23 protein-coding genes are annotated in these 20,391 nt (G+C 57.7%); 6 read left to right on the plus strand and 17 right to left on the minus strand.

The features are described from left to right. The first annotated feature begins 5 nt into the window (after positions 1 to 5). The gene (gene recR / locus WA157_RS06845) at positions 6 to 596 is read left to right on the plus strand and encodes a recombination mediator RecR (RefSeq protein ID WP_422620238.1); all 591 of its coding nucleotides are present in this window, start codon (positions 6 to 8) and stop codon (positions 594 to 596) included. 100 nt (positions 597 to 696) lie between these two features. Then, positions 697 to 1,743, plus strand: a complete 1,047-nt coding sequence (locus WA157_RS06850; protein ID WP_422620239.1) for an ABC transporter substrate-binding protein — start codon at positions 697 to 699, stop codon at positions 1,741 to 1,743. A gap of 40 nt (positions 1,744 to 1,783) precedes the next feature. On the opposite strand, the gene WA157_RS06855 is transcribed toward WA157_RS06850, so the two are convergent. Next, positions 1,784 to 3,313, minus strand: coding sequence for a transglycosylase SLT domain-containing protein (locus WA157_RS06855; protein ID WP_422620240.1), 1,530 nt, complete (start codon positions 3,311 to 3,313; stop codon positions 1,784 to 1,786). Next, positions 3,313 to 4,080, minus strand: coding sequence for a hydroxyacylglutathione hydrolase (gene gloB / locus WA157_RS06860; RefSeq protein WP_422620241.1), 768 nt, complete (start codon positions 4,078 to 4,080; stop codon positions 3,313 to 3,315). Before gloB ends, WA157_RS06855 begins: the two co-directional genes overlap by 1 nt. Between gloB and WA157_RS06865 the strand changes: the two genes are divergently transcribed. Further along, positions 4,079 to 4,867, plus strand: coding sequence for a class I SAM-dependent methyltransferase (locus WA157_RS06865; protein ID WP_422620242.1), 789 nt, complete (start codon positions 4,079 to 4,081; stop codon positions 4,865 to 4,867). The genes gloB and WA157_RS06865 overlap by 2 nt on opposite strands. 10 nt (positions 4,868 to 4,877) lie before the next feature. Beyond that, entirely contained in the window at positions 4,878 to 5,327 is a 450-nt protein-coding gene (gene rnhA / locus WA157_RS06870; protein WP_422620243.1) for a ribonuclease HI, read from the plus strand. Between the two features lie 22 nt (positions 5,328 to 5,349). Here the strand turns inward: rnhA and WA157_RS06875 are convergent, their stop codons facing one another. The 4 genes from WA157_RS06875 to moaA all read right to left on the minus strand — a co-directional run bounded on the left by WA157_RS06875 (position 5,350) and on the right by moaA (position 9,672). Then, positions 5,350 to 6,312 (minus strand): anion permease, encoded by a 963-nt coding sequence (locus WA157_RS06875; RefSeq protein WP_422620244.1) that lies wholly within the window; start codon positions 6,310 to 6,312, stop codon positions 5,350 to 5,352. 198 nt (positions 6,313 to 6,510) lie between these two features. Continuing rightward, positions 6,511 to 7,872, minus strand: a complete 1,362-nt coding sequence (glp, locus tag WA157_RS06880; protein WP_422620245.1) for a gephyrin-like molybdotransferase Glp — start codon at positions 7,870 to 7,872, stop codon at positions 6,511 to 6,513. Further along, on the minus strand, positions 7,869 to 8,504 hold the full coding sequence (gene mobA / locus WA157_RS06885) for a molybdenum cofactor guanylyltransferase MobA (protein ID WP_422620246.1): 636 nt from the start codon (positions 8,502 to 8,504) through the stop codon (positions 7,869 to 7,871). The genes glp and mobA overlap by 4 nt, the downstream gene beginning before the upstream one ends. A gap of 1 nt (position 8,505) precedes the next feature. After that, positions 8,506 to 9,672 (minus strand): GTP 3',8-cyclase MoaA, encoded by a 1,167-nt coding sequence (gene moaA, locus WA157_RS06890; protein WP_422620247.1) that lies wholly within the window; start codon positions 9,670 to 9,672, stop codon positions 8,506 to 8,508. Positions 9,673 to 9,777: 105 nt separating this feature from the next. Between moaA and WA157_RS06895 the strand changes: the two genes are divergently transcribed. Further along, a complete protein-coding gene (locus WA157_RS06895; protein WP_422620248.1) occupies positions 9,778 to 10,608 on the plus strand; it encodes an HDOD domain-containing protein in 831 nt (276 codons plus the stop codon). 15 nt (positions 10,609 to 10,623) lie between these two features. Here the strand turns inward: WA157_RS06895 and WA157_RS06900 are convergent, their stop codons facing one another. The 4 genes from WA157_RS06900 to WA157_RS06915 all read right to left on the minus strand — a co-directional run bounded on the left by WA157_RS06900 (position 10,624) and on the right by WA157_RS06915 (position 15,114). After that, complete coding sequence (locus WA157_RS06900) at positions 10,624 to 11,193, minus strand: hypothetical protein (RefSeq protein ID WP_422620249.1); 570 nt, start codon at positions 11,191 to 11,193, stop codon at positions 10,624 to 10,626. A gap of 81 nt (positions 11,194 to 11,274) precedes the next feature. Next, positions 11,275 to 11,850 (minus strand): hypothetical protein, encoded by a 576-nt coding sequence (locus WA157_RS06905; protein WP_422620250.1) that lies wholly within the window; start codon positions 11,848 to 11,850, stop codon positions 11,275 to 11,277. Positions 11,851 to 12,022: 172 nt separating this feature from the next. Further along, entirely contained in the window at positions 12,023 to 14,092 is a 2,070-nt protein-coding gene (locus WA157_RS06910; RefSeq protein ID WP_422620251.1) for a sodium-translocating pyrophosphatase, read from the minus strand. Positions 14,093 to 14,325: 233 nt separating this feature from the next. Next, on the minus strand, positions 14,326 to 15,114 hold the full coding sequence (locus WA157_RS06915; protein ID WP_422620252.1) for a recombinase family protein: 789 nt from the start codon (positions 15,112 to 15,114) through the stop codon (positions 14,326 to 14,328). Positions 15,115 to 15,587: 473 nt separating this feature from the next. Here WA157_RS06915 and WA157_RS06920 point away from each other — a divergent pair, with 473 nt between their 5' ends. After that, positions 15,588 to 15,938: a hypothetical protein gene (locus WA157_RS06920; protein WP_422620253.1), complete on the plus strand. Its 351-nt coding sequence runs from the start codon at positions 15,588 to 15,590 to the stop codon at positions 15,936 to 15,938. A 182-nt stretch (positions 15,939 to 16,120) separates the two neighbouring features. On the opposite strand, the gene WA157_RS06925 is transcribed toward WA157_RS06920, so the two are convergent. The 7 genes from WA157_RS06925 to WA157_RS06955 all read right to left on the minus strand — a co-directional run. Further along, positions 16,121 to 16,384 (minus strand): hypothetical protein, encoded by a 264-nt coding sequence (locus WA157_RS06925; RefSeq protein WP_422620254.1) that lies wholly within the window; start codon positions 16,382 to 16,384, stop codon positions 16,121 to 16,123. A 128-nt stretch (positions 16,385 to 16,512) separates the two neighbouring features. Beyond that, positions 16,513 to 17,148, minus strand: a complete 636-nt coding sequence (locus WA157_RS06930) for a zonular occludens toxin domain-containing protein (RefSeq protein WP_422620255.1) — start codon at positions 17,146 to 17,148, stop codon at positions 16,513 to 16,515. Next, on the minus strand, positions 17,148 to 17,429 hold the full coding sequence (locus tag WA157_RS06935; protein ID WP_422620256.1) for a DUF2523 family protein: 282 nt from the start codon (positions 17,427 to 17,429) through the stop codon (positions 17,148 to 17,150). The genes WA157_RS06930 and WA157_RS06935 overlap by 1 nt, the downstream gene beginning before the upstream one ends. Before the next feature lie 2 nt (positions 17,430 to 17,431). Continuing rightward, on the minus strand, positions 17,432 to 19,021 hold the full coding sequence (locus tag WA157_RS06940; protein WP_422620257.1) for a virulence factor TspB C-terminal domain-related protein: 1,590 nt from the start codon (positions 19,019 to 19,021) through the stop codon (positions 17,432 to 17,434). A 93-nt stretch (positions 19,022 to 19,114) separates the two neighbouring features. Continuing rightward, positions 19,115 to 19,456, minus strand: coding sequence for a hypothetical protein (locus WA157_RS06945; RefSeq protein ID WP_422620258.1), 342 nt, complete (start codon positions 19,454 to 19,456; stop codon positions 19,115 to 19,117). A 37-nt stretch (positions 19,457 to 19,493) separates the two neighbouring features. Next, positions 19,494 to 19,706, minus strand: coding sequence for a hypothetical protein (locus WA157_RS06950; protein WP_422620259.1), 213 nt, complete (start codon positions 19,704 to 19,706; stop codon positions 19,494 to 19,496). 408 nt (positions 19,707 to 20,114) lie between these two features. After that, on the minus strand, positions 20,115 to 20,391 hold a 277-nt coding region (locus tag WA157_RS06955; protein WP_422620260.1), incomplete at its 5' end, for a hypothetical protein.

The following is a 20,391-nucleotide window of genomic DNA, read 5'->3' on the forward strand; positions in this document are numbered from 1 at the left end:
TCTGCGTGGCTGATCTCAACTCGCTCGACGTCCTGATCCAGGCGCTACGCCGTCTGCCGGGCGTGGGCGTGAAGTCGGCTTCGCGCATGGCGTTTCACCTGCTGCAGCATGACCGACCAGGCGCCTTGGCGTTGTCCCGGGCCTTGCAGGTTGCCGCCGATCAAGTGCGTCATTGCGAGCGTTGCCACACCTTCACGCAGGCCGAGATTTGTGCCACCTGCCTGGACCCCCGGCGCGATGCCAGCAAGTTGTGTGTGGTGGAGACCCCGGCCGATCAGTCGGCGCTGGAGCGCACCGGCGCGTACCACGGCTTGTACTTTGTGCTGATGGGCAAACTCAGTCCACTCGACGGCATAGGCCCCAAGGACATCGGTCTCAAAGGTTTGTTTGACCGGGCTTGCGACGGCACCGTGCAGGAAGTGATTCTGGCCACCAACTTCACGGCCGAAGGCGAAGCCACCGCGCATGTGATCAGCGAAGGCCTGAAAAGCCGGGGGCTGCGCCTGACCCGCCTGGCGCGTGGTGTGCCGGTGGGCAGCGAGCTGGAGTATGTGGACCTGGGCACCATTGCGCATGCCCTGCTGGATCGACGCTGAAGCTAGGTACAAACCCCTGCGGGATGTTCCCGATGCGCAAGTTTGTGTGGCTGGCTATCCTTAAGCGCGGACAGAAAGAGAGATCCCAAGAAAATTGACCATGAACAACATCCATTTCAACCGCCGAAACTTGCTTGCGGTCACGGCTTGTGCGGCAGCTTCTGTGGCTGCGCCTGCCCTGTGGGCGCAGCCACGACTTGAAAAAACGAAGATAGCCATTGCAGTGGGGGGTAAAGCAGCGTTTTACAACTTGCCCCTGACCATCGCTGAGCAGCTCGGTTATTTCAAGGCCGAAGGTCTGGAGGTCGATATCAGTGATTTTGCGGGGGGTTCGCAGGCCTTGGCGGCGGTTGAAGGAGGTTTGGCCGACGTTGTTTCGGGTGCCTATGAGCACACCATCACCCTGCAGACCAGGGGGCAGAGATTCCAGGCTTTTGTGTTGCAGGGGCGCGCGCCTGCCGTCGCGATCGGCATATCGGTCAAGGCCATGCCCCATTACAAAACAATAGCCGATCTCAAGGGCAAAAGAATCGGCATTTCGGCACTTGACTCGTCAACCCAACGGGTGGTGCAGTTGATTCTTTCGCGTGCCGGGCTCAAGGCGGACGATGTGAACTACGTTGGTATGGGCACGGCCGCAGGCGCTTTGGCTGCTTTCCGTACCGGCCAGATTGATGCTTTGAGTGCGGTTGACCCGGTGCTGACCATGCTGGAGCAAAAAGGCGAGATCCGCATCATCACCGATACCCGCACGCTCAAAGGGACGGCGGAGGTCTTTGGAGGGGTCATGCCAGCGGGCTGCCTGTGCGCGCCGCTGGATTTTGTCAAGAAATGCCCCAACACCGTGCAAGCCCTGACCAATGCCATGGTGCACAGCCTGAAGTGGCTGCAAACGGCCGGACCGAGCGACATCATCAGAGTCGTTCCAGAGGCCTATTTTCTGCGGGATCGGGCGGTTTACCTGGCCGCCTTCAACAAGGTTCGTGAGGCCATCTCTCCCGATGGTTTGATACCCGTTGAGGGGCCGCAGACGGTCGCCCGTGCGCTGGCCCGTTTTGACCCAGCTGTCAAGTTGAGCAACTCTGACCTTGCCAAGACCTACACCAATGTGTTTGCCATCAAGGCCAAAGAGCGTTTTAACGCCTGAGCCCGCTCATGAAAACGACGCGGTCCGCGGGCGATCTGGATTAAGGTTGTTTGGCAAGCCGGGTCGGCTTGCTCACCTTGCTTCGGGCCTGCCTGCTTGATGATTGGGTTCTGCCATGGGCCTTGCTTTGAGCCAAGGTTCTGGCCCGCATCGGCAGAAACATCACCACGCGCTGCCCGGCCTTGAAAATTGCTGATGCATTGACCTTGTTCCACTCGGCGACGCTGGCGGGGCTGACACGGTAGCGCCTGGCCACGCTGGCGACCGAATCTCTTTTGCCAGCCTTGAGCACGGTGCGCGTCAATATCGCATCGGGCGCAAAAGACAACTGGCCGTTGTCAGCCACGTGTTCGGCCACGTCGGCGACCAGTTGGGTGGGCCGTGGCACCAGCAGGCTGGAGCCGGCCTTGATCGCCACACGGGGTGGAATTTTGTTCACGCTGCGCAGCTCGGTCTCCGTCATGCCAACCCGTTTGGCGGCTTCGGCCGGTTTCATGGTGGAGGGAGCCCGCCAGACCGTCCAACTGGCCAGACGGCCACCGTTGAAGGCTTCCAGGTTGCTCTGGAAGATGATGGCGTTGTCCCAGGGCAGCAATATTTGCGGTGTGCCGGCCGCCAGAATGACCGGGCGACTGCCGCCGGATGGGTTAAGCGCCTTGAAGTCCTCGACCGTCACTTCAGCCAGTTTGGCCACCAGCGCGACATCGATGTCGTGCTTGATATCCACGGTCTGAAAGTAGGGGTGGTTTCCAATCAGGGGCAGCCGTGTGTTGAACGCCATCGGGTTGGCCACGATGTTTTTGATGGCTTGCAGCTTGGGCACGTAAAGACGGGTTTCCGCCGGCATGCTGAGATCGGTGTAGGCCAGGCCCAGGCCGGCCCGCTTGTTTTTGGCGATGGCACGCCCGACGCTGCCTTCACCCCAGTTGTAGGCGGCCAGCGCCAGGTCCCAATCTCCAAACATGTCATGGAGTTTTTGCAGGTAGTCAAGTGCCGCACGAGTGGAGGCCAGCACGTCGCGCCGGTCATCGCGAAACGCGTTCTGTTTCAAATCGAAGCTCTTGCCCGTCGCGGGCATGAATTGCCACATGCCGGCTGCCTTGGCGCTGGAAACTGCCTGCGGGTTGAAGGCGCTTTCGACAAAAGGCAGCAGCGCCAGTTCGGAGGGCATGTTGCGCCGCTCCAGTTCTTCCACAATGTGGAACAAGTATTTATTGGAACGCTCCGCCATGCGCAGGATGTAGTCGGGCCGGGTGCTGTACCACTGCTCGCGATCAGCGACCAGGTCACTCTCCAGATTGGGCATGCCATAGCCGCGCCGGATACGTTCCCAAATATCCGCGGGCGGTGCCAGTTCGGTGACCGCCCGGGAGGCGGCCTGCGCGGCGGTGATGGGCTGCAACTCGCCACTCGGAATGAGTGGACTGTTGGCACCGGTGACCTGATTTCCGGATGTGGCGGTGGTCGGTCCGTGGATGGCATCCGGGTTTGACAGGGATGTGATGCCGGTGCTGGCGCAGCCGGTCAGCCACAGTAGGCCGCTCAGGCAGGCAAGTTTCAGAAATTTCATCAGAACTGGTTCTTCCATTGGCGAAGTGCGGCAAAGATGCTCACCTCATCGCGGGCTGATGCGTCAAATGCCTGGACTGCCTGGGTGACAGTTGCCTGGCGTGTACGCAAAAAAGGGTTGATCTGACGCTCCAGCAAGATGCTGGAGGGCAGGGTGGGTTGTCGCTGCAAACGCAAGGCTTCGGCTTTGACCGTGTAGTCGGTCAAAGCCTGGTTGCCGGGCTCCACGGCGCAGGCAAATTTCAGGTTGCTCAAGGTGTATTCATGGGCGCAGCATACGCGCGTCGCCTCAGGCAGGGCAGCCAGGGTGTCGAGCGAGGCCAGCATTTGGGTCGGGCTGCCTTCAAACAGGCGGCCACAACCGGCGCTGAACAGCGTGTCGCCACAAAACAGCAGCGGTGCGCCATCTACATCGGCACAAAAATAAGCGATATGGCCAGCGGTATGACCGGGCACGTCAATCACCTGGAAGTTCAAGCCCAGCGCCTGCAGTTGCTGATCACCCGTGAGCCGGATCAGAGGCTCGGGCATCGGCTCCCGGGCCGGGCCAAATACCTGGGCGCCGGTGGCCGCGCGCAACGCAGCGACCCCGCCGGTGTGGTCGGGGTGATGGTGCGTGACTAGAATGGTCTCCAACTGCAAACCGAGTTGTTGCAGGGCCTCCAGCACAGGTTGTGCGTCACCGGGGTCAACCACCAGCGCATGGCGTTCGTCATGCATCATCCAGATGTAGTTGTCAGTGAAGGCGGGTAGTGGAATTAGCTGCATGAGTGATCAAATTATAGGTTTGCATGACTGGTTTGAGTCGCCCACCGGGCGCTATCTGCTGGCGTGGGAACGTAGCCAATTTGATTTGGCGGTCGCTGATATTTTTGGGTTTCATGCGCTGCAGCTGGGTTTGCCCGAGCTTGACGCCCTGCGCGCCAACCGCATGCCGCACCGCTGGCTGGCGACCCAAACCCCTATGCCGGGTGCGGCTTTTGCGACTGATTTTTCGGCGCTGCCGTTCCAGGCCAACAGTCTGGACCTGGTGGCTCTGCCGCACTCGCTGGAGCTGGCGAGCGACCCGCATACCACCCTGCGTGAAGTTGAGCGGGTGCTGGTGCCGGAAGGGCGGGTTGTCATTTGCGGCCTGAATCCGACGTCGCTCTGGGGCTTTCGCCAGCGGCGCGGCCGTTCACCCCATCGGGTGGGTTCGCAGAAATTGTTTTTGCCGGAGGCGGGAGAATTCATCGGTTATTGGCGATTGCGCGACTGGCTGCGCCTGCTGGGCTTCGAGGTTGAAGTCGGGCGCTTCGGCTGTTACCGGCCCGCGTTTTCCAGCGAAAAATGGCTGCAACGGTTTGAGTGGATGGACCGGGCGGGTGCGCGCTGGTGGCCGATTCTGGGCAGTGTGTATTTCTTGGTTGCGGTCAAGCGGGTGCGCGGCATGACGCTGCTGAGTCCGGCCTGGAAGGCCTCCCGGGCCTTGGCGAATGCTCCTGTTTCTGTAGCAAATAGTTCAACATTGACGAGGGCTAGCGCCCCAAAGGATGAGAAAGTGAAGCAAGCATGAGGAGACTGTTTTGAACGCCGTGGAAATTTACACCGATGGTGCCTGCAAGGGCAATCCCGGCCCGGGTGGCTGGGGCGTGTTGCTCAAATCGGCGGATTCGCAAAAAGAATTGTTTGGTGGTGAATTAGGTACCACCAACAACCGCATGGAAATGACGGCGGTGATTGAAGCGCTGGCGGCCTTGAAACGTCCGTGCCAGGTGACGCTGCACGTCGACAGTCAGTATGTGCTCAAGGGCATGACGGAGTGGCTGGCCGGCTGGAAGGCCCGCGGCTGGAAAACCGCTGCCAAGCAGCCGGTGAAAAATGTCGACCTGTGGCAGCGGCTGGACGAGCTGGTCAGCACGTCAGGCCACAGGATTGACTGGTGTTGGGTCAGGGGTCATAACGGCGACCCCGGCAATGAACACGCCGACATGCTGGCTAACCGGGGCGTGGAGTTGGCGTTGCGGCAACGTTGAATCAGCACCCCGACCTTTTCGCTCAGATGTAGCCCAACATCGTCCACCAGACGCCACCCACCACCACCAAGAGCAGCAGGTTGACCACGCTCATCACCGCGCCTGCCGTCCACCACTCGTTCAGGGTGGTGTAGCCAGAACCAAAAATGATGGGCGCTGTGCCGGTACCGTAGTGGGTCAGCGACATCATCAGCGAACACGCAAAGGCCAGCACCAAGGCCAGCAGCATGGGGGCGCGCCAAGGGCCACACCAGCGGCAAAAAAACGTGGCCATCATCACCAAGGCCGCAAACCAGATCAAGGTGTCCCAAGCGCTCTTGGCTTTGAGAATGTCTTCCCAGGCGAGTACGCCGGTCACCAATAAAAGCGACAGGCCAACCCAGGCCGTCGTGGTGGCATTGAGATTAAATGCCGGACCAAACAACCAGGCCGGCACGCCGGCCCACATGACCAGCATCAGCGCCAAGACGCCCAGAGTGATGAACTCGGGTGTCTTCATGGGCCCGAGTTTGGTCAACTCGGATTGCGCCAGCTCTTTGGCGTTGGGTGTCATTTTCACTTCTGGCGGGAACAGGAAGTACAACACCAGTGGCATCAACAACAGCATGCACAGACCCGGCAGCAGCGCGGCCAAGGCCCATTGGCCCCAGGTGATCTTGATCGCCGAGTTGGTGGCTTTGGCAACCAGATCGACGATCAGGGGATTGGAAATACCACTCAAGGCATCGGCGATCGCGCCTTCCGGTTTGCCGGGCCGGGTCACCCCTGTAATGGCCACCAAAGAAATGGCCACGATCGACAAAGCGCCAATCGGCATGGCCTTGCCGATGATGGCGGCAATGGTGCCGATAAATAGCGCCAGCAAATGCCAGGCGTTGGGGCTGACTTTGTCAGGGACTGGAATGACAAACCAGATCAGAAGGGTGATGCCGACCGCGATCGCGCTTGGAATCGGCTTGGGTAGAGAGCTCTTGTCCTTCGACACTTCCTTCCTGCAACCGGGCTGCGGTGCAGCCGCTGGCGGAAACAAATCCTTGAGGGTCAATGAATTGAAAACCCTTGACCCCGTCAGTCAGTGCAAGGAAGTCTCAGCCATCAAAAAGGAATTTCTCCTCTCAACTTTTCTGTCACTTGAGTTTTGGAGGCCCTATTTGCCAGTCGGTTGATTTGCATCAGCCAAACCCTAAACCACGCCCTCAAACATCATCACATCCACCTCATCGCCCGGCGCCACATTGCCCTGGCCGTGGTGCAGCACGATCAGGCCGTTGGCCTGCACCATGGAACTGAGCACGCCCGAGCCCTGGTTGCCGGTGGTTTTGACTTGCAGCGTGCCCTCGGGTGTGGTGCTGACCACACCGCGCTGGTACTCGGTGCGGCCGGGCTTTTTGCGGATGGCCTCGCTGCTGCGGGCCTTGAGCAGCGGCGGTGCGGCCGCCGTGCTGCCCATCATTTTCAAGAGTGCCGGGCGCACAAAGGCCAGAAAAGTCACCATCACTGCGACCGGGTTGCCCGGCAAGCCAAACAGAATGGCATCCTTTGATTGCTCCAAATTGCTATTAATGTTATAGCTAATAGTGCTTGTTTCACGGGGGCTAGAGGCCAGTTTTTCTTTAGGAATCCGACCCACCGCCATGGGCCGACCCGGGCGCATGGCAATCTTCCAGAAGGCGACGTCGCCAAGCTTTTTCATCATGGCCTTGGTGTAGTCGGCCTCGCCCACGCTCACGCCACCGCTGGTGATGATGGCATCAGCCACCGAAGCGGCGTGGGTAAAGGCTGCTTCCAGCAGCGCTGGTTCGTCGCGCACCACGCCCAGGTCGATGACTTCGAGCCCCAAGCGCGTCAGCAGGCCAAACACGGTGTAGCGGTTGCTGTCGTAGACAGCGCCTTCGCGCGGGGCCTCGCCCAGGCTCAGAATCTCGTCGCCGGTAGAAAAGTAGGCCACCCGAAGCTTGCGCCAGACCTGCAGCTTTTCAATGCCCAAACTAGCCATGAGCCCAAGCGCAGCGGGCGTGAGCAGCTCTCCTTTTCTGAGCGCTGGCCGGCCTTGCAACAGGTCTTCACCCAGTTGGCGGCGGTTGTCGCCGGGGCGCACGGTGCCTGGTGCCAGGGTGATGAACTCTGTTGGCGGATTTTGACCCGGGCTGCGGCTCACCAACTCTTGCGGCACCACGGTATCGAGACCTTGCGGCATCACGGCACCGGTCATGATCTTGACGCACTCACCGCGCTGCACCTGGCCTGACCAGCGCTTGCCCGCGAGCGCAGTCCCCGCCACTTTGAGGGTCAAGGAGCTTGCTGCGGCCAGCTGTGCGCCATCAAACGCATAGCCGTCCATGGCCGAGTTGTCGTGCGGCGGCACACTGATGGGCGAGATCACATCAGCCGCCAGCACGCGGCCCAGCGCCTGAAAAATACCCACTTCTTCAAGCTGCGCAACGGGCTCCACCAGGCGCGCCAAAAAGGTGTTGACGGTGTCGACAGTCAAGGCTTGCGGGTCATAAGCTGCCAGCTCGGCGGCAATGCTTTCAATGGATTTCATGCCGGGCTGTTTTCCAGTTGGTGCAACTCCGCCAGCGTGTTGGCGTTGAAGAACGCGAGCGGGTCGTCATGGGGCAAATCAAACGGCGCCAGCGCCGTTTTGTGCAAGGCAGTCCACGCATCAATCTTGCGCCCGCCCTCCTGGGTGAACCGGACCAGACTCTCCAGCAGTTCAACGCGCAGCAGGCAAAACACCGGCTGGGGGCGCAAACGCACTTGGCCGTCTTTGCCAATTTCAGGGGCTGCCACCATGGCAATGTCGGCGTTTTCGGCTTCCAGTGCAGTTGCCAGGCGGGGCACCAAATCCAGCGGAAGGCGTGGTGTATCGCAGGGCACGGTCACGAGAAAAGGTGTCTCACAGTGCTCAAGACCGGTCAGAAATCCCGCCAGCGGCCCGGCATAGTCGGCTAGGCCATCGGGCCAGACGGACGCGCCAAAAGATTCGTAAGCGGCCAGATTGCGGTTGGCGTTGATCATGATCTGGCCCACCCCGCCACCCATCTGCAGGCGGGTCAGTGTGTGCAGCGCCAGCGGCATGCCGTTGAAGGTCTGCAGCCCTTTGTCGACGCCGCCCATGCGGGAACCCCGGCCGCCGGCCAGAATCAGTCCGGTAATGTCTTGTGCTGGAATCAAATCAACCTCCGATGTAGCTCATTTCAACGCGGCGGCCGCCGGTACCGGCGTCAGGCGCCAGGGCGCTGCGCAACTCGGAATAACGGTCGCCGCGGCCCTGCCAGATATGTCCGATGGCAGACGCCAGGTCGGCGTCGCTGGCGGCGCCTTCCTGCCGGATGAGCGAGCGCAGGTCGTAGCCCTGGGACGCAAACAGGCACAGGAACAGCTTGCCTTCGGTCGACAGCCGGGCGCGGTTGCATTCACTGCAAAAGGCCTGCGTCACGCTGCTGATGACGCCGATTTCGCCCAATTCCTTGTCGTACTGGCCAGAGGCATTGGCGTAACCCCAGCGCGCGGCGGTCTCGCCGGGGTTGCTGGGCTCAAGTTGCACCAGTGGCAGCTCGGCGTGGATGAGTTTGACAACCTCGCTGGAGGCCAGCACCTCGTTCATGCGCCAGCCATTGGTGGCGCCCACGTCCATATACTCGATAAAGCGCAGCACAATGCCAGAGTCCATGAAGTGTCGTGCCATCGGCAGAATTTCATGTTCATTGGTGCCGCGCTTGACCACCATGTTGATTTTGATCGGACCCAGGCCCGCCTCCTGCGCCGCCTCAATTCCGGCCAGCACGGCGGCCACCGGAAAGTCGACATCGTTCATGCGGCGAAACACCGCGTCGTTGAGCCCATCGAGGCTGACGGTGACGCGCTGCAGACCGGCGGCCTTGAGGTCGCGCGCCTTGCGGGCCAGCAGGGAACCGTTGGTGGTGAGTGTGATGTCGAGCGCCTGGCCTTGCGGTGTGCGCAGCGCGGCCAACTGCTCGATCAGCCGTTCAATGTTTTTGCGCAGCAGTGGCTCACCACCGGTGAGACGAATTTTTTGCACACCATGCGCCACAAAAACCTTGGCGATGCGGGTAATTTCCTCAAACGACAGCAGCGCTTTGTGCGGCAGGTAGGCATAGTCTTTGTCAAAGATTTCCTTGGGCATGCAGTAGTTGCAACGAAAGTTGCAGCGGTCGGTGACGCTGATACGCAAATCACGCAACGGGCGCCCGAGCGTGTCGATCAGCTGACCGGAGCCGGTGATGCGCGACTCCGGCAGATAAGTTGCGCCCGGGATCCGCAGCGTGCTGGTTCGCAAGTCAAGCAGCGGCACAATGCGAGCTGTGTCACGGTCGGTCATGGTGGCTTTGGTACATGATAAATGTTCATTCTGGCACGATTTCAACGGTTTCACGTGGCGGATAATTATGGCCTCAAGCAAGTCAAACTTCACAGGCTCTCATTGATGACACTCACCGAATTGCTCGCTTTCAAGGCGGCGCTGCCCAGCATTCCAAAAGTGATCGCCTTGCTGCTCAACGAGCTTGACCGCGAAGAGCCCGATCTCAGAAAAATCAGCCAGCTTATCAACACCGACCCGGTATTGGCTACGCGCTTGTTGCAACTGGCCAATTCGGCGCAGTTTCAGTTGTCCAACAAAATCAGCAGTGTGTCCGAAGCCCTGGCGCTGATGGGGCTCAATCAGGTCAAGGCGCTCGCCACGGCGGCCGCGATTGCCGGCGCGTTCACCGCGGTCCCTGGCATTGACATGCGACAGTTCTGGCGCTACAGCCTCAATACCGCCAAGTTGGCACGCGCGTTGGGCGGCATGGTGCAGCAAAACCAGCCGGCCGCGTTTACCGCAGGTCTGATACACGCCACCGGTGAACTGGTGATGCACCTGGGCCTGCCAGGCGCACTGGAAATACTGGATCGCCAAGTGCCGCCTCTCGGCCTGAAACGCGCTGTAGCCGAGCGCAAGTTGCTTGGGTATTGTTACGCCGATGTGGGTGCTGGTTTCGCCCGCAGCTGGCAGTTTCCGCAGCCGATTGTTGATGCGCTGGAGCACCAATACGCGCCTTTTGACAACGACGTTTACGAACCGATGGCAGGCGTACTTCATCTGGCCGCGTGGCGCGCCCGCGCCTGGGAGGCCAATTACGATGAGCAGGATTTGATCGACAACTTTCCGGATGTTGTTGCGCTGGCCCTGGGTATTGACATCGACATGGCGTTGCAGCAAGACCCGATCGACTGGACCACCAAGGCTGAGGTGGCCGTGCTGGCTGCCGTTTGATGGTCCAAGCCGGGTTTACCGCAGGGGTGTCATCTGGGTCGGTGCAAAGTTTGATGGCTCAATGGCCGGGGCAGGTGGTATCGGGTCAAGCGGCGTTGCTTTGGGTGGACGTTTGGTGCGGCGCCGGTCCAGCACGGAAACAGGTTCTTCTTCGACCTGGGGCAAGGCGTTTTGATGCCAGGATTTGGGGTCTGGCATAAAGGCAAACGGACAACCGCAATCGGGCGCAAAACGCCATGAAAATATGTACTTGGAATGGTCGACCGATGGATCAAAGCGATCCAGCCCAAGAAGCAACTGCTGTTGCAGCGCTGCGGCATAGCGCAGCAGTTGCTCATTCCACTTCATCAACACCAATTGAACGTGGAGTTCTTCTTCACCTGGCGAGCGCGCGATGATGATGACCTCGCAGGCCAGCCAGCCCAATGGAATGCCGTGCAGCCGCAGGGTGTCTTTAAGAACCACCCGGATCAACTCACGTCGAACGTCGCTGTGCTGTGGCGTACCGTTGGGTGTGATCGAGACCGGTGCAGCACTGGGCGTGCTTTGGTCTTTCGGGCGCCTGCTTTTTAGAAAATCGAACATAGTTCTCCCAAATCTTTTAGATTAATTTGGGGCAAAGCTTAGCCGATTTTGCAAAAATGCATCGCTCGCTTGCGGACTTTGCTAACGCGTCGTCACGAGGGCGGGGCCAATATCCTGCAAGGGCCCCAACGGGTTGGTTTGGACCTCGATCACGTTGACACGGGGTTGTCCGCTCCAGGCGCGGTAGACCACCATGTCATTAATCAGCAAGATCAAGGCGTTGAAGCGCCAACCGGTGGTCTCCGTGCGGCGCGAAAAGTTGGTGAAGTCAGCCCAAAAATTGCCGGTCCGTTCTTTTTGGATACGTGCTGCCGTGACCTCCCAGCCGAGGCAGGCCTCGCGCGCGTCGAGGCAGGCCAGCACGCCAGGATCAAGGTCTTCTCGTTTGAGCAGCGAATTTGTAACAAACCGCCGCACGATGTCGTCGTGTGTCAGGATGGTCGTATTGGGCTGTTGCACCGGGCTGATACCCAGTTGGGTCATCGCAACGACGTTGCTTTTCATTGGCACCAGACCTTCAATGGCCAGACGCGCCTCGTCAAAACTCTTGAAGGGGGAGGACTCGCTGCGCGCGCGCGGCAGCATGGATGAGCAGCCACTCACCAGCAGTGCCAATGACAACAGGCAGATGCCATCAATGAGCTTGCGTTGGTTCAAGGTTGTACCTTTTTGAGTGGGTCCAAAAAAACGGCTGAAAGCGTCTGGCATTCAAATGCTCCTTGACGGGAATCCTAGTGTGGGCTGACATTTTTTGCTTGACATTCATCAAGGATGTCGGTGGCACCCATAAAAAAGCCCGCTTCAGCGGGCTTTTTGGTTTCGGGTCGGGCTAGCCGCCGTGGATATTCATCATCACCGGCACGATCAGCAGCGCCACAATGTTGATGATCTTGATCAGCGGGTTGATGGCCGGGCCTGCGGTGTCCTTGTAGGGGTCGCCCACGGTATCGCCGGTGACAGCCGCTTTATGCGCTTCGGAACCCTTGCCGCCAAAGTTGCCGTCTTCAATGTACTTTTTGGCATTGTCCCAGGCACCGCCGCCGGTACACATGGAGATGGCCACAAACAGACCCGTCACGATGGTGCCCATCAGCAGGCCACCCAAAGCGGCTGGGCCGAGCAGCAGACCGACCAGAATCGGCACCACCACCGGCAACAGACTCGGGATCATCATTTCCTTGATGGCGGCCGTGGTCAGCATGTCGACAGCGGTGTCATATTCCGGCTTGGCGGTGCCTTCCATGATGCCCTTGATGTCGCGGAACTGGCGGCGCACTTCGACCACCACCGCCCCGGCGGCGCGGCCCACGGCTTCCATCGCCATGGCGCCAAACAGGTAGGGAATCATGCCGCCGATGAACAGACCGATGATGACCATCGGATTGCTCAGGTCAAAGCTGATGACCTTGCCATAGCCATCGAGCTTGTGCGTGTAGTCGGCAAACAGCACCAGGGCTGCCAGACCGGCGGAACCAATGGCATAGCCTTTGGTGACGGCCTTGGTGGTGTTGCCAACCGCGTCCAGCGGGTCGGTGATGTCGCGAACACTCTTGGGCATTTCGGACATTTCGGCAATACCACCGGCGTTGTCGGTGATCGGGCCATAGGCATCCAGCGCCACCACGATGCCAGCCATGCTGAGCATGGCGGTGGCGGCAATCGCAATGCCATACAAACCGGCCAGCGCGTAGGCGGTGTAGATCGCCACGCAGACAAACATCACCGGCCAGGCGGTGGAACGCATGGAAACTCCCAGGCCGGCAATGATGTTGGTGCCATGGCCCGTGGTGGATGCCTCTGCGATGTGTTTCACCGGCGCGTATTGCGTGCCGGTGTAGTACTCGGTAATCACCACCAGGGCGGCCGTGAGAATCAAACCGACGGCACAGGCGCCAAACAGCTTCATCTGGCTGCCGCTGGCGCTGATGGCGTTGTCAGGCATCAGCCATTGCGTCACGAAGAAGAAGGCAATCAATGACAGCACACCGGCGACCGCCAGACCCTTGTACAGGGCCGGCATCACGTTCTTCATGCCGGGCGAGGCCTTGACGAAGAAGCAACCGATGATGGAGGCCACGATCGACACGGCGCCCAGCGCCAGCGGGTAGACCACGGCACTGGTGCCCATGGCGGGCAGCATCAGGGCGCCAAGCACCATGGTGGCAATCAGCGTGACGGCGTAGGTTTCAAACAAGTCAGCGGCCATGCCGGCGCAGTCACCCACGTTGTCACCGACGTTGTCGGCGATCACCGCCGGGTTGCGTGGGTCGTCTTCAGGGATGCCGGCTTCAACCTTGCCCACCAGATCCGCGCCGACGTCAGCACCCTTGGTGAAAATACCACCGCCCAAACGGGCAAAGATGGAGATCAAAGAAGAGCCAAAGGCAAAGCCGATCAGCGGGTTGAGCAGGTGCGCCAGGTTTTTGTCCGGTGTCAGATTACCGTTGCCAACCAGGAACCAGAAAAATCCAGTCACACCCAGCAGACCCAAGCCCACCACCAGCATGCCGGTGATAGCGCCGCCGCGGAAGGCAACGTCAAGTGCCGGGCCAATGCCTTTGGTGGCCGCCTGCGCGGTGCGCACATTGGCGCGCACCGAGACATTCATGCCAATGAAGCCGCAGGCGCCAGAGAGCACCGCACCGATCACAAAGCCGACGGCGCTCAAGGAGTCAAGAAAGATGGCGATCAAAATGGTCAGCACCACACCCACCATGGCAATGGTTTTGTACTGCCGTGCCAGGTAGGCCGCGGCACCGGTTTGAATGGCGGCTGCAATCTCTTGCATGCGCGCATTGCCGGCGTCCTGGGAAAGAATCCAACTGCGTGCCCAAAAGCCGTATCCGACGGCGATGAGCCCACAAATAAGCGCCAGAATGAGCGCTGGGTTGCCTGTCATATAAATCTCCTGTCTGTTGTTTCGCTGAGTAGGGGTGCAACGCAATCGGCATCCCCGCTGCGTTGCTTCCTCGCTGCGAAACATCAATCGGGGACTGATGCAGGCGATTGGCCAACGCGCGGACTGTACCGTGAAAAGCCCCTGATTTGACGCGAGGCAAGTCGCACGTAAGTAAAATCAGGGTTTATCCCGATGGATGATGACCAAGATCAAAGCGCCTTTCGGCGCTTTCATCATTGGTTCATCAAGGGTCCGAGAACCGGACGATTACCATAGACGCGTGGGTGATCTGGTCGTGTCATTCTGAAAATTGCCATTTTCACAACATCATGGCTGACGTTGTATTTTCGAGACAAATGAGCTTTTGTTGCACCGGAAACCCACAAATCAAATAATTCTATTTCTTGATCTGGATCAAGTTTTCTAGGACGCCCAGGCCAACGACCTAATTTGATAGCAGAAATTTGCCCAGCTATCGACCTTTCCCGAATCAGTGAACGCTCAAATTCGGCAACACTTCCCAAGATATTTAGCATCAATCGACCAGCCGGACTAACAGTGTCGATTGGTTCGGTCAAGCTTTTAAAACCACATCCCGCCTTTTCTATTTGCTCCATTATCGATAGCAAATCTTTGAGACTTCGGGCCAAACGGTCGAGCTTGTAAACGATCAAAAGATCATCTTTTTTGAGCGTTAAAAGCAATTTTCTCAGCTCGATTCGCGCACCGGTTGAGCTTGTCTTTTCCTGAAATATTTTTTCGACGCCAACCCTTTTTAAGGCGTCAATTTGCAAAGTCGTTTCCTGATCGGAAGTGCTAACGCGAGCGTATCCATAAATCAAATTTTTCCCTCTTATTTTCTCTATTTTTGTTGAAAACATTATAGAAAAAAAGGAGGTTTTAAAGGCGGAAATTAAAGGGCGTTTCCCTGCGGGACCGGGCTCTATTCTTCGAACCAAGCCAATCGCAAAACGCCCATTGTCTCGGCCCTGCGGGTAACGATCCCTAACGCGGAGCGCCACCGCTTCTAGCTTTCTGCCACATCCCCTGATTTCTTCGCCATCCGAGACTTTGCCCCTGGGTGCCACGGCCTGCCGGGGGTATTCATAAATCTTTATTGAAGGCGCTTCGCGCTAGTCGATTTACAAAGCTTCCCCCGTCATTCCGAGTCCCCCCGGTGCATGCGCTCTCCAGGCGAAGAACTCAGGGGAAACGGTGACAGAGAAAGCAGAAAAGCGGAGTCGCTACCCATCAAGGGAACGGCTCGGAATCTAGGGAATCCGGTAACTTTTTAAAGGCAGAAAAGCATGAAGCCAGGACACAAATTGATGATGACAGGCCCCACAGGCCAACTTAATTCAGTTATTTGGCGTTGCGAATGCGGCCAATGGGAAAGCAAAACACCAGCAAAAGGACCATATGGACGAACGAGCGCAAAAGCACGAATTGCACAAGTAAAAATGGCGCATGGCATGCATGTGAAATGGGCAAAACCATGATCGCAAAGAACTACATCAAGTACCCGGAAGCCTTGCGCTTTCAGTGCGAAATGTTTTCTAACGGCTATCACAATAGCCCGCGAATCATGCGCCTGGTCGAGTGCATTTTTGACTGGACGCCAACGGTCCCGGCCTGGTTCAAGGAACAGAAAGAACGCGCCAAATTATTGGCAAAAGCGTGGAAATCAAGAATGGTGGAAATGTTCGAGATTGTGAAAACAAAAGCCAAACGCACCGGCCCGCGCCAGTGGCTTTTGCAGCTGTTCCCGAAACCAGAGCCGAAGGGCTATTGGAAAGATGTTTTTTATTCAGCGCTGAGTCAAACGAAGAAGCAAAAAAACACCTAGGCAGATCACGACCCAGAGCAAGAATCGTAAAACAGGATGCCATGGTTCAGACGGTGGCATGGCTTCAACTTCATAATCAGGCAAGCGAGACGGAACCGTTTTCGCGTGCCCGTCTTTCTCTTTCAACCATTCGCGGTAGTAGTCTCGATCTTGCATTCCCATCAGCGGAATGTAACAGACGATTAACGGTGTTTCGAAAGAAACGCCAAAACTTCACGATCATCATCACGACGCACCGCCAATTCAGGAACCGCCGACAAATCCACCTTTTGACCAGGCTCAGAGTTGCCCAAAATATGCGACTCACAAAACCCCTTTTCAGCCTTGAACGGTGCACCCTTGGAATCAAAGCAGCCGCAATGCTTTGGCGTGGAGATACAACCCGCCACCACCGACACCACTTCGCCGCCAAGAGGCGCAAACGAGGCAGGCAGTACCCCAGGCACCAGCGGAGCCGCGAAAGACGCAGGCAAGGCCGCAGAAGCTGCCACCAGTGGCAGCGCAGAAGGCTGCACTTGGTGAACTGGCCGTGCATCCTTTTGTACCACCACAGCGGGCGAAGAAAATGAACCCGTCAGACGACCGTAGGCCCCATGTAAAACAAACCCGCAATTGCCGCCACGCCGACCAGGGCGATTTTCGGGAAACGTGTTGTCGGCTTGGTATGCAAAACCGCCGATTGATATAGCGCATACGCTTTTTTCGGATGCCACCACAGACGCGAATGAATGCAATCTTTGGTTTGCCCAGGGTTAGCGGCCCGGTCCCACTCGTACACCATCGCAGAGGCCCGCGTGATCCTACGAAGGTGCAAATGTTGGTTACACAGCCGCCTGATATTGGCGTCTAGCAACATCGGATGTTGCGTGATCAAAATCAGATCAACGCCGCCGTGCCGGTGTTCTTCCAGAGCAGCAATGCAAGGCGGCACCTTGACGCCCAGGCCACGCGGCCGCCACACATGCTGCACTTCGTCAAACAAAATCACGTCCCCAGGCTTGGACCATTCATGCCACGTTTCCAAGTCCACCGCTTCGATGTGCGTATGTTCGACCAGGAGGTTTTTGATGTTGGAATACAGCTTGCGCGGCACAGCCGGTAACGACTGGTCCGACTGTTCAACAAACGAGCCAGGAACGGGCTTGGCGAACTCCCAAACCGCCAGGAGCGATTTACCCGCGCCAGGAGTGCCAGTAATCAAGGTCAACATTATTTCACCCCCAAAATCTTGGACGTGTTGTTGATCGCGTACAGCGCCATTTTGGTGGTGATCGCGCCAAAGATGATCCCACCACCGACGCCACACCCGGCCAGCAGTGCAATGTTCAAACCGGCGACAGGCACCAGCGCGGCCTGGGCCAAGAACATGCCTTTCAGTTGAGCCAGCACCGTAGAAACCCCGACGATCGAGACCACCGAGAAGCCAATGGCCATTAACACCCGCGCCACCAAGGGGGCCATCATCGCGGCCAGAAATGCACCGATACCCATTTTTAAGTCTCCTTAACTGGCGCCACGATGAAGAACGCCGCCAGCAGTGAAAACAACAGCACCAGGGGACGGACGTAAGACGTAATCGCGCTGCAATATTGCGTCAAATCCAGTGAGTAATCACCCAGGGCAGTGTGAAACGGAGTCGGTGCCGGGCACGATCCAGCGCCCAAGCCTAAATTCTCTTCGGCCCAGGTGATCGTGACTGTTTTCGTAGGCACTTTGTCCGTGGGCACATCGTCAACTTTCATACACCCCAGCGTGTCGGGTGACTTTTCGCATTCACTGCGCTTGTCTTCCACTGGCTTCTCTGTCACTGTGTCCGTCTTGGTCGGAGCCAATGGCATGTTTGTCGTCGTGTTTGTGACGTTCGTCACATTCGTCGTATTGTTCGTCACTGACGAGCTGCTGGACGTATTCGTGATATTCGTGATATTGGTAGACGTTGTTGTCTGCTTTGCCGCGTCTTGACTCGTCACATCCTGCGAGGTTGTTTGATCAGTTGTCGGGTTATAAGTACTCGTGGTCGTCGTGGTTTTCGGAGTTGTCACAGGACCATGATCTGGAAATGGCGACGATGGAGAACCGCTTACGGTTGAACTGCTGGGCGAAAGCGGAGACGATGAAGTGCTGACATTTGTCACTGTCGGCGTATTGGGAGCCAAGCCATGAGGATTACCCGGCACCACCACAGACGGCCCGGTGATATCGGCCGGCTTGGCATACGTGGTTTCCTTCACAGCCGGAGGCAACTGAGGAAGGGCAGGGGATGGACCTGAAATTGACACTGGCGCAACGTCGATTTCGCCACCAGCATCAATGATCTGCTTTGGATAATCTGGAGCAGGAAGACGAGGAGTCATGTAAGGCGAAATATCATCCATGGTGGACGGCAACCAATTTGCCTCTTGAACACCTTTTGGAATCAACGTCACATCACTTGACAACGACCCGATGACAACGCCGTCAGAATCGCGAACCTTGTCACCGTAACACCGACCGGAAGTGATACGAGCATTCGCGCCATGAGCGTTGCCGTTCACACTCGTATAAATCCAACCAGTCACACCGTTTGTGCAAGCACTTGAAGCAGACGATGACACTGTAGGAACACCATCGAGGATAACTTTGTAGTCATAACACGGCGACACAGAACACACCGCTGGGTCTTTTTTTTCGACACCAGTGCGTGTTGGATTGACCCGAATATTATTTTGCCCTTCAGCCATGATCCAGTCATAGACCGTCGGAATCGCAAGCACCGCCACGATACCCACAGGACCAGACGCCAGCTTAGCCGCCGCCACCGCCAAAGCACCGGCACTCGCAAATCGAGTAGCAGTTAAAGCCACAGAACGACCATCACGCAAGGCCACCTTGCCGACTTCGGCAATGTTGTAACCACCAGCTTGAGCAGCCACATTCGCACCCCGAGCAAACGCCCCGTTTGTCGTGACTTTGTTACCCGGCCCGTACCACACATCGACGCCGGTATTTGCGGCAGCATCCCACACATAGCCGGGTTTCCAGACGTCCACTTGAGCGAACGACAACACAGGAAGAACCGCCAGAACAAGAACAAGTTTCTTCATGGCAAGCTTCTAGCGGAACGCGATCCACAAGGCCACGCCCAGGCCGAACCAGAGCCAGAGATTTATCAACAAGGTGTAAGCGGCGAAAGTCATTTAAATCCCCTCCTTTTGATCCCAAACAAAACGCTTGAGTCGTGCACCAACGTAGACCACCACCAGGAAGCCCAAGACCGCCGTGAACAGCTCCATGGACAGCGCAATGCCACCGTCATAGACACACACCGGGAAAGGCGGGTAAGGCTGTGCGTAGGACACGCACGCACCACCATCAAGCCGCTTGCAAACATCAAACGTTGACAGCGAAAAATCGGAGGATGTGCATTCGAGGCTGTAAGCCGATGCACCCGAACCCCAGGCCGAGGCGACCCCCGCACAATGCTCAGCCTTGACAATTGGCAGGTCAGGAAAACAGACCCCTTGACGAAGAAAACCCATTTTCCCGACCTCCCAAATGTTGCAACAAAAAGCCGGTTTAGCGAACGCGGAATTTGTTGTAAATCACCTTTCCGACCCAGATCGCAATACCGGCAGTGGTCAACGCCGAATACACGGCCAGGAGGTTGGTTTGTGCTTCGGTGATGCCCGTGGTAACGGCAACATCCAGAGCAGCATGCGCGGGCGCGGACAACAGAGCAACAGCCGAACCACCCATCAAGGCCAAACGGGCCATCAAGTTCTTTTTCATTTTCAAATCCAATCAAACAACAGTGCAAAATCGCACCCGATGCGCAAAACGCACCCGATGACCCCGACCCGCGAGGCCATCAGTTGGGCTTTACTCAGTGGTGGCAACCTCATTGCAGCCGGGACAAACAAACTCGGAACCATCGCCCAAAATGTGAGCTTCTTCCATGGCACCCGACCAACCACAACCGCATTGAAGAAGCGGGTAACCGTCAGGATCATTCGGGTCCAATTCACCCGAATCATCCCCATCGTCATCGTCATGCCACACCACGAACTTAGAGCACTCAGGGCAACGATTGGGGAACACGGAAACATCATCGGACCCCGCGTTTTCCACCAAGGACACGAGCTCGTCAGAATCACCCGACCAGCCACAACCACAAGAACAAGCAGACATTTTTTTCTCCTACAAAACCGGGTAATCGTTCGCCGTGCCAAGACGATCAAGGTCAATCAAAATCGGCTGATCGTCATAGTCGCAGTTATCCCCAACCAGTTGCACCGCTGTCTCTACATCGAACACCACACCCCCGCCAGCCTCACGCAACGACGACACCCACACCGGTTCGCCACCATCCAAGGAAGGACACAGAAAACGAAGCGTGGATTGAGATTGAATGAGGAGGCGCATGGTTAGACCTTGACAGCAGCCGAAGACGCAGGAGGCACCTATTTCGCAGGAC

The sequence above is a fragment of the Rhodoferax ferrireducens genome (assembly GCF_049302455.1).
Classification (GTDB): Bacteria; Pseudomonadota; Gammaproteobacteria; order Burkholderiales; family Burkholderiaceae_C; genus Rhodoferax; species Rhodoferax ferrireducens_B.

Coding starts and splice junctions, on each gene's coding strand:
- WA157_RS06850 (WP_422620239.1), top strand. CDS start 697: ATGAACAACATCCATTTCAACCGCCGAAACTTGCTTGCGGTCACGGCT.
- WA157_RS06855 (WP_422620240.1), bottom strand. CDS start 3,313: ATGAAATTTCTGAAACTTGCCTGCCTGAGCGGCCTACTGTGGCTGACC.
- WA157_RS06865 (WP_422620242.1), top strand. CDS start 4,079: ATGAGTGATCAAATTATAGGTTTGCATGACTGGTTTGAGTCGCCCACC.
- gloB (WP_422620241.1), bottom strand. CDS start 4,080: ATGCAGCTAATTCCACTACCCGCCTTCACTGACAACTACATCTGGATG.
- glp (WP_422620245.1), bottom strand. CDS start 7,872: ATGAAATCCATTGAAAGCATTGCCGCCGAGCTGGCAGCTTATGACCCG.
- moaA (WP_422620247.1), bottom strand. CDS start 9,672: ATGACCGACCGTGACACAGCTCGCATTGTGCCGCTGCTTGACTTGCGA.
- WA157_RS06895 (WP_422620248.1), top strand. CDS start 9,778: ATGACACTCACCGAATTGCTCGCTTTCAAGGCGGCGCTGCCCAGCATT.
- WA157_RS06900 (WP_422620249.1), bottom strand. CDS start 11,193: ATGTTCGATTTTCTAAAAAGCAGGCGCCCGAAAGACCAAAGCACGCCC.
- WA157_RS06910 (WP_422620251.1), bottom strand. CDS start 14,092: ATGACAGGCAACCCAGCGCTCATTCTGGCGCTTATTTGTGGGCTCATC.
- WA157_RS06920 (WP_422620253.1), top strand. CDS start 15,588: ATGATCGCAAAGAACTACATCAAGTACCCGGAAGCCTTGCGCTTTCAG.
- WA157_RS06930 (WP_422620255.1), bottom strand. CDS start 17,148: ATGTTGACCTTGATTACTGGCACTCCTGGCGCGGGTAAATCGCTCCTG.
- WA157_RS06935 (WP_422620256.1), bottom strand. CDS start 17,429: ATGGGTATCGGTGCATTTCTGGCCGCGATGATGGCCCCCTTGGTGGCG.
- WA157_RS06940 (WP_422620257.1), bottom strand. CDS start 19,021: ATGAAGAAACTTGTTCTTGTTCTGGCGGTTCTTCCTGTGTTGTCGTTC.
- WA157_RS06945 (WP_422620258.1), bottom strand. CDS start 19,456: ATGGGTTTTCTTCGTCAAGGGGTCTGTTTTCCTGACCTGCCAATTGTC.
- WA157_RS06950 (WP_422620259.1), bottom strand. CDS start 19,706: ATGAAAAAGAACTTGATGGCCCGTTTGGCCTTGATGGGTGGTTCGGCT.